This window comes from Sulfurovum sp. bin170 (assembly GCF_010892395.1).
In the GTDB taxonomy this organism is placed as follows: domain Bacteria; phylum Campylobacterota; class Campylobacteria; order Campylobacterales; family Sulfurovaceae; genus UBA1140.
Genome location: NZ_JAACKB010000367.1, coordinates 1 through 8,818, shown reverse-complemented (window position 1 = coordinate 8,818; position 8,818 = coordinate 1). Strand labels below are relative to the sequence as shown.

The 8,818-nt window shown below is 35.4% G+C and carries 4 protein-coding genes; 1 reads left to right on the top strand and 3 read right to left on the bottom strand.

The annotated features are described in order from the left end of the window. The coding region (locus GSY74_RS08815; RefSeq protein WP_164664738.1) for a BspA family leucine-rich repeat surface protein at positions 1 to 1,870 on the bottom strand (1,870 nt) is incomplete at its 3' end. 382 nt (positions 1,871 to 2,252) lie between these two features. Between GSY74_RS08815 and GSY74_RS08810 the strand changes: the two genes are divergently transcribed. Then, positions 2,253 to 3,941 carry an AAA family ATPase gene (locus tag GSY74_RS08810; protein ID WP_164664737.1) on the top strand — a complete coding sequence of 563 codons (1,689 nt, stop codon included), beginning with the start codon at positions 2,253 to 2,255 and terminating at the stop codon, positions 3,939 to 3,941. A 115-nt stretch (positions 3,942 to 4,056) separates the two neighbouring features. On the opposite strand, the gene GSY74_RS08805 is transcribed toward GSY74_RS08810, so the two are convergent. Further along, positions 4,057 to 7,680, bottom strand: a complete 3,624-nt coding sequence (locus GSY74_RS08805) for an Ig-like domain-containing protein (protein WP_164664736.1) — start codon at positions 7,678 to 7,680, stop codon at positions 4,057 to 4,059. A 385-nt stretch (positions 7,681 to 8,065) separates the two neighbouring features. Further along, positions 8,066 to 8,818: PD-(D/E)XK nuclease family transposase (locus tag GSY74_RS08800; protein ID WP_164664735.1), on the bottom strand; the 753-nt coding region annotated here is incomplete at its 5' end.

Below are 8,818 nucleotides of genomic sequence, written 5' to 3'. Positions count from 1 at the left end.
TTGACTCTATTTTGACGGTGGAGGTCACAGGATTTCCATCTTTATCTTCAAACTCTATCTTCCCTTCCATCGTTCCACTATCATGAACAGCTACTTCTACTTTTTTATCATCTATCGCCATAGTTGCTGTTGTGGTATCTTCTGTTTTATCAACATCCACATCTATATTATCATCAAATCTAGCTGTAGTCCCTTCATCTTCTCCATCTCCACCAGAAGAGATAGTAGGTTCAGGTGTAGGTGTTGGTGTAGGTGTTGGTGTTGGTGTTGGTGTCGGTGTTGGTGTTGGTGTAGGTGTCGGTGTCGGTGTTGGTGTCGGTGTCGGTGTTGGTGTTGGTGTAATTTCATCAATCACTAAAGCTTTATTAGCCCTGAGTGAACCTGTTGCCCCTGGAGATGGAAGTATTAAAATTGCATCATCTCCTGCACTATCACTATCTTCAATTGTTCCACCATTTAGAATTAGTGAATTGGTAGCTACATAATCTAAATCATCACTTGTATCTCCTGCTTGTACAGTATAGCTAAATGTTAGTGTATTGGTTCCTGTCCCACTTGTATAATCTACTATACTATCAGTAGTACCTGTTTCAAGAGTAAGTTGAGGAGTTCCTGTCACTGTTACACCCTTATCAAATGTTACGGTTATGGCTATTGTATCTCCTACTCCGTATGTACCGTCTGTTTTGCTAGAGGTGACATTGGTGACCCTCACTGGATGATAACCTGTTGTACCCCAAATTGGTTGTTTGTCTGCATCGTTTTCAAATGCTGCACCTGTTTTAAAGTTATCAGGCTCAGAGTTAATTTGTGTAACATTCCAAGTCTTTAGAGATTGGTTAAAGGCAGTGGCACCAGAAAATGTATTATTCATATCGGTGACACTGCTGGTATTCCAATCACTAATGGGCTGATTAAAGTCACTAGCACCAAAAAACATAAACTTCATATCGGTGACACTACTGATATTCCAATCACCAATGGGTTGATTAAAGGTAGTGGCATTATAAAACATGGCAATCATATTGGTGACACTGCTAGTATCCCAATTATCAATGGACTGAGTAAAGACACTGGCATTAAGAAATATAGTACTCATATTGGTGACACTGCTGGTATCCCAATCACCAATGGGCTGATTAAAGGAACTGGCATTAAGAAATATAGAACTCATATTGGTGACACTGCTGGTATCCCAATCACCAATGGGCTGGTTAAAGGTATTGGTATTTTCAAACATAGAACTCATATCGGTGACACTGCTGGTATCCCAATTACCAATGGACTGATTAAAGGCACTGGCTTTATTAAACATATTATACATAGCGCCGACACTGCTGGTATTCCAATCATCAATGGGCTGGTTAAAGGCACTGGCTATATAAAACATACTACCCATAGTGGTGACACTGCTGGTATCCCAATCACCAAGGCGCTGGTTAAAGGCACTGGCCTTCTTAAACATAAACCCCATATTGGTGACACTACTGATATTCCAATCACCAATGGGTTGATTAAAGGTAGTAGCACCAGAAAACATAGAACTCATATCGGTGACACTGCTGGTATCCCAATGTGATATATCTTCATTAAATGTACTTTTTGACGCAAACCAATCCTCCATATTATTAATCCCTGAGGTACAAGCATTGGTAGCAGAAACACTTCCTTTATAGAAAGTTTCCTTATCTATCTTGGTAAACAGTTTACTATTATGTGTCGCAGTAGAATTTTCCTCTACAGTAGCACTATCACAAGTAACCGTCACTCCATTATCTTCAAGCCAAAAGCCGTTTCCCAAATCTGTTTTTGCTGATGCACTTACGCTAAGTAAGCCAAGCAGTAAAAGATATATACTCAATCTCTTCATGTTACTATTCTCCTTGTTATTGTTCCTATCTGTCCTCGGTAGGAATGTATATGAATTTTAGAATTTTATGGAAGTGATGAAAATAAACTTTTTCTATTCTCACTTATCCTAACTTCCAAAACACCTCGCTCTGCTAATCTTACAATTTCTAAATTGTTTTGATAGATAGAGATAGTATAATGAAAAAAAATCGAATAAAAATCTAAAGATTATTTTTTTTTGATTATTTTGCATTAATTTTTGACTTTAAAGGAAGAAATATTTTTATCTGTTTTGGGGTGTGTTTTGGTGTTTTGAGTTTGTTGTTTGGGGTTGAAAGATGTTTCTATTTTGCTTGTCTCTCTGTCTGAATTTAGTTATAATTTTTACTAAGGAATGAAAAATGAAAAAGATACCCTACGGCATAAGCAATTTTAAACTACTCAAAGAGGAAGATTACTTTTTTATAGATAAAACAGACTATATTCCCAAAATAGAAAATTATGGTAGTAGATATTTGATGTTTCTGCGACCTAGACGATTTGGGAAATCTCTATTTATTGCAATCTTAGAAGCTTATTATGACCTCTATTTCAAAGATGAGTTTGAGACTATTTTTAAAGATACCTATATATTAAATAATAGAACAAAAGAGGCGAGTAGCTATTTGGTTTTGAGATTTGATTTTAGTGCCATTGATATTTATGATGTGGAGGAGAGTTTTAGATATGATGTACAGGTAACACTTAGAAGTTTTGTAGATAGATACAACTTAGATATTCAGTTTGATAATAAGAATCCAATATCTATGTTTAAAGATATATTTGATTATATCAAAAAACACCAACTCAAACTCTATGTTTTGATAGACGAATATGACAATTTCGCCAATAAACTACTCCTCAACAACAGAGAAGACTACCTCAATATCGTCTCAAAAAAAACAGCCTCATTCAAACAGTTTTTTACCATGCTAAAAGCAGGAACTTCTGGAAATAACGCTCCGATAAAACGAATGTTTATCACAGGGGTGACACCTATGACGATGTATGATGTAACGAGTGGGTTTAATATTGGAAAAAATATATCATTAGATAGTAGATTTCATAATCTAATGGGATTTAATCAAAATGAGCTAGAGATGACGCTTAAAGCATTTGGTATAGAAGAAAAAGTAGATAAATTACTGCTCCAAGAGTGGTACAACAACTATATTTTTAGTGAAGATACCACAGAAGCGATTTACAATACTGATATGATTTTATATTTTATAGATAAATTTATAGTTCACTACAAACTGCCTAGAGAGATGATAGATATAAATGTACGAAGTGACTACTCTAAACTTAGAAGCATTATCTATACCAATAAAAAACTAAATGGAAATTTTACTGCTCTGCAAACATTAATTGGTGGAGAGAGTATCTCAATTAGTAATCTAGTTCAAGATTTTAGTGCTTTGAATCTGCAAAAAGAGAATAACTTTAAATCTTTTATGTTCTATCTGGGATTGGTGACCATAAAAGATAGACAACTAAAACTAAATCTCAAAATCCCAAATGAGACAGTCAAACGGATAGATATAGATTTTTTGATAGATGCGTTGGAGCTTGAAAAGGTTTTTGAGATAAACATAGATAAGCTATCTGATTTATTGGCTGAGTTTGCCTTGCATGGTGATTTAGAAGTATTCAAATATTTAGCCAAAATGATAAAAGAGAACACAGGTATCAGAGATTATATCTACAATGAACAGACTGTTAAATCTATGTTTCTAGCCTATCTCTCTTTGACCCCTTATTATGTCATAAAAAGTGAAAATGAGTTAAACAAAGGGTTTGCTGATATTCTACTCAAACCCTTCAATCCTTATGTTGAGTTCGTAGGATTGCTAGAATTCAAATACATTAAACGAGGTAAAAAGAGACCAACCCAAAGAAAGATAGATAGTTTAGTCCAAGATGCCGAAACTCAACTTAATGATTATGAAAAAGATGAGTTAGTACAAAACTATATAGACAAAGGGTTAAAACTGCAAAAGGTTGTGCTTGTTTTTTGGGGGTGGGAGATGGTTTACTTGCAACACTTGTGAAATACCTCTAGCTAAAGAGGTAGAGATAGTTCACCTTTTTGCAACTCTATATAATTCTCAATTTTTGGAGAAACGGTACAGTCAAGATCTATACCTATCTTTTTTATCTTATCTCCTAATCTATAACTAACGCACCATCTAGTGGTGTTGTGGTCTTAATATAAATCAGATCATTAAGTTCCATTATCTCTGTTGTACTTCCAGCACTGTATGGGGTTTTTGTTGATTTAATCTCTTTCTCTTCTCCTGTTGCCACATCGATTTGGACAAACTTAGTTTGGGTTTTACCATCTGCATCTGTTGTTGCTACTGCTTTGTAGATTACTCCATTTTTCTCAACTGTTGAAGTGGTCTGCACATTCCCCTCTTTATCTATCTCTACCTTGGAGCCAGGAATGGCTGAGGTGGTTACTGTTACCCCATTTTTTGTTCTGATCTCTTGTTTTACCGAACCATCAATAGCCAGTGTACTTTTTATGGTTGCACCACTATCTGTCTCTACTGTAGTATGCATATTCCCTTTGGCATCAACCGAGGTTTCACTTTTTGGTATAGCTACTTTGATTGAGGAGGCAACAAGATTTCCATCTTTGTCTGTTGACTCTATCTTCCCTTCCATCGTTCCACTATCATGGACTGCTACTGCTATTTTTTTATCCTCTACCTGCATAGTTGCTGTTGTAATATCATCTGTCTTATCAATATTCACATCCATACTCTCATCAAATTTAGCTGTAGTCTCATCTTTATCTCCATCTCCACCAATAATAGTATCATTTGATGGTGTCTCTGCTGTTGGCTCCTCTTCAGGGGCTACATATGGTGCAGACTCCGTTATCACCGAAAAGCTCTCTGTAGTATCTCCAATTTTCAAAGTAGCAGTCGAAGTTGTACTATAAGAGCTAGAGCTTGTTAATCTAACGGTAACATTGTCATTACTGTCAACTGTTCCATTGGCATCTGTCCAAGCTCCTCCATTGATGCTATACTCTCCATCTGTTATAGAGATAGGAGTATCATTATCAATCCCCTTGATTTCTACACTATTTGACTCTATCACAGTTGACCTAGCTTGAGCTGTTTTATCTGTAAAGTTAAAACTATCAGGTATCGTATCCATAACTGTGATATTAAACTCTCTATAAATAGTAGCTACACCATCACTAATAGTAAGATTTACCTCTGTAACTCCACTCTGATTGGCTTCTGATGATACAGTTAAATTAAACTCACCTCCAAAATAGTTAGCATAGCCCATACTGTTATCCCAATTTTTAGAGAGTTGGATGATGCTTGTATCATTAGTCTCAAAACTGATATTCAAATCATCCATCTCCACATCATTAACTCCAATTAAGCTAATATTAAAACCATTAAAGTTCGCATTTTTAGTGATATTTGCTATTGGATTGAGCGTAGGAGCATCATTAGTTGCTGTTATCTCTATGGTTCTTTGAACAGTTGTAGAGGTAGCTTTACTATCTGTGATATTCAAATTTAAAACTCTATTGGTCGCATTTGGATTTTCCGTATTACTATTCTTATAAGTTATACTCCTAAGAGCCGTCTGATAGTCACTTATATCAGCTGTTCCACTCAAACTTAAGAGACCTGTTAAGCTATTAAAATCTCCACTAATCCCATTTTGGTCTGTAAAGTGTAAAACATCTTCACTACTTATAAAGTTATTACTTATCGCAACTTTTGCACCTACTATATCTTCATCACTTGGATTTAGAACAGTTATTAGTGAAGTTATAGATACATTTCCATCGCCCTCTGTGTATGTGATATTTGCACTCTCCAAACTGCTCAAAGAGAGTTTAGCAAATGTTGTAAAATCCCAATCACCTTTCGTTGTAATACCTGCATAGTTATTTGGAGTATTAGCTTTGTCTTTTATAACTCCACCATCAATCGTAACATAATATTTTGTATTAAAATCAAAATCATCAGTTGGGTCAATCGTTACTGTATTATTAGATATAGTAACTCTATCTCCTGGTATATCTATCTCTTCAACAATACTATCATCACTGTCACGCTTGATTACAATATCTCCAGTTCCTTTTTGAACATTCTTATCAAAAACAATGGTAAGATTACTATCAATTGGAGTAGAACTGTTTCCATCATTTGGTGAAAAACTAACAACTGTTGGTGCAGTCGTATCAGGTGCTACCGTGAATGTTATATCTTCATTTTTTCTATTCCCTGTCGTATCCTGCACACCACGATAAGACAACTGGTAGGCTTCATCATCTATTAAATTCTCTATTGGATTAATGGTTATTATTTTTTTAGCTGAATCTATGGTTGCTGTAAAGTCAACGGCTGTACCACTACTATCTGTTTGGGTCAAAGTAATCAAACTTGCCACATTCGCATCTGTAATCCATACATTACCACCGGTCCTAATCACTTCATCAAATGTAATGGTCAAATTAGCATTACCTGCATGTGTTGTACTACCACTTAGAGGGTCAAAAATAGCCGTTGGAGTAGTTGCATCTACTGTAAAGCTTGAAATGAGCAATGGAGAGTTTACATTACCTACTGCATCGGTAACGGTAATAGTACAATCATTATAAGTTCCATCAGCCAAAGCAGTGCTATTATCTGGTTGTGTTAGCGTCACGGTAACAACTCTTGTACCACGTCTTAGTGTTGTAGAGCTTGAAGTGCCACATCTTCCACCCATAGTCAGTGTTCCAGACTCCGAAGTATTAAAAATATAATCAGGTGTGTTTTCTCCGGAACGATAGGCAATAGCTGTATTCTCGGTAACTACTGGTAATACGGTATCTTTTTCAACGGTATCTCTTTCGTAAATTCCCTCATTCCCAGCTGGGTCTATCAAAGCAGCTCTCAAAGTCAATGTATCATCATCCAAACCTGAAACATCAATATTTGTTACAGCCTCTGTAGTACTTTGAACAGTAGCTGAACCAGTCACGGGATCCGTCCTCCGATAGTTATCATCAATACTATACTCATAGGTTGTTCCAATTTCAGCACCTGTAAAACTAAATGCAACGGAAGCTTTATTGCCAAAATTTACCGGGTCTGAAGCAAAGTTCACACTATAACCAGATGGAGCAATATAATCAGGGGTAGTAAAGATGTATTCCTTCATATTTATAAACTTACCACCAGAGAAATTAACCGAAAAATACTCATCCATTCCGAGGCGATCATTTATGAAAACATAAGTTTCCCCCTCGGTCACCACATTGGGCATATAGTCAGAATGACAAGACGACGGATCCTGACGGTCACTGCAATAGTGGGCGAAGTAAAAAGTAGGTTTCCCGAGATACCCACCCGTGCCGATTTTCGGCACAGTAACGGAAGCATCAATTACACCTGAATAATCTTTGCACTGGAAAGACGTTGTACCATCGTCCATTTCATGTATCTTATAATACCCACACGGCTCAGCAGACGCGGGAGCAACATAACCAATGACTAAAAAACTAAACGCAACCCAACGGCTCCAACGCTTGAGATAGCTCTTGATGCGATTAGTAGTCGCACTTTGCTCATAAAGCCAAGAAATTTTTTTATCTCGTTTCTTGATGGAAGCTAAAGAAGCTGCAACACCTGTTGTATTGATATGCAAACCTAAGAAATCAAATCCTTTTTGGACTTTTCCTATAAAGGTTTTGTTAGGAGCTACCTGCAACTTTAGTGCCTTTAATACATTAGACATCAATTTTCTTTTTTTTAAAATCCTCATCTATAAACTCCTTGATGGTTTTTTGTTTTAATTTTTAAAACATAATTTTCTCATTTCCACGCTATCCGTGGAAATGTATCGTTAAGATTGACCTCTCTGGTCACTTAACACCTCGCTCTGCTAATCTTACAATTTCAAAATTGTTTTGATAGATGGAGATAGTATAGTGAAAAAAAATCGAATAAAAATCTAAAGATTATTTTTTTTTGATTATTTTGTATTAAATTTGGGACTTAAAGATAGAAATATTTTTATCTGTTTTGGGGTGTGTTTGGATGTTTTTAGTTTCTTCTTAGAGGTTAAAAGTTATTGTGATGTTTATCGGAAGTGATGACTTTAGTCTCATCAAAACAAAAAGGGCAGAAACTCTACCCCTAGAATTATCCTATTTAAATTTCTTTATCTCTTCAACACTCAAACCTGTTTTTAGAGCTATAATTTCAATATCTAAAATATCCAATAGATTTTTGGCTATCTCAATCTCTCTCTCTTTTTTAGCCTTTTTTCTCTCTTTTTTCAAATATTTCTCATCCGAATACTCATCTATCATTCTCGCTCTCTCTTTGGGAGTGATATTATCACTCTCTATCTCATTAATGACCTCTTGGATAATCTCATTTTTATAGTCATCTCTATTCATCTCTTTATCCAAACTATCCTCAATAGCCATCAACCACTCTCTATAAGCTTTAGGAGTCTCATCATTTAGATATTTTGGGCAGAGATATAAAATCTTGTGAGGTGTTTCAGATACATAATTCCCTTGTAAATCTTGTGGTCTAAAGTCAGTAATCAATATATCTTTTTTATGTTTATCCCCTGAAGTTAAGACAACGATTGTGTAAACTCTCATTGAAGCATGATAATCATAGGAGTTTTTTATCTGTTCAACTAGAGCAATAGAGTGATAATGTAAAAATCTATCATAGTGGTCAGCATATCGTTTATGTTGAATATCGACAATGATTCTATTTTTTTTATCCTCTGCAAAGAGGTCAAATTTGCTATCAACTTTTCCGATAATAGGAGAGAAGGATTTTTCTGTCTCGACTTTATCGATTTCTATATCAATCCCTAGCATATCTTTTACAAAAGCTGTAAATAATTTTGGTTTAGAAAAAGCTTTTTTGAAAATAAC

Excerpts from the sequence above, each read along its gene's own strand:
- GSY74_RS08805 (WP_164664736.1), bottom strand. The coding sequence starts at position 7,680 with ATGAGGATTTTAAAAAAAAGAAAATTGATGTCTAATGTATTAAAGGCA.
- GSY74_RS08810 (WP_164664737.1), top strand. The coding sequence starts at position 2,253 with ATGAAAAAGATACCCTACGGCATAAGCAATTTTAAACTACTCAAAGAG.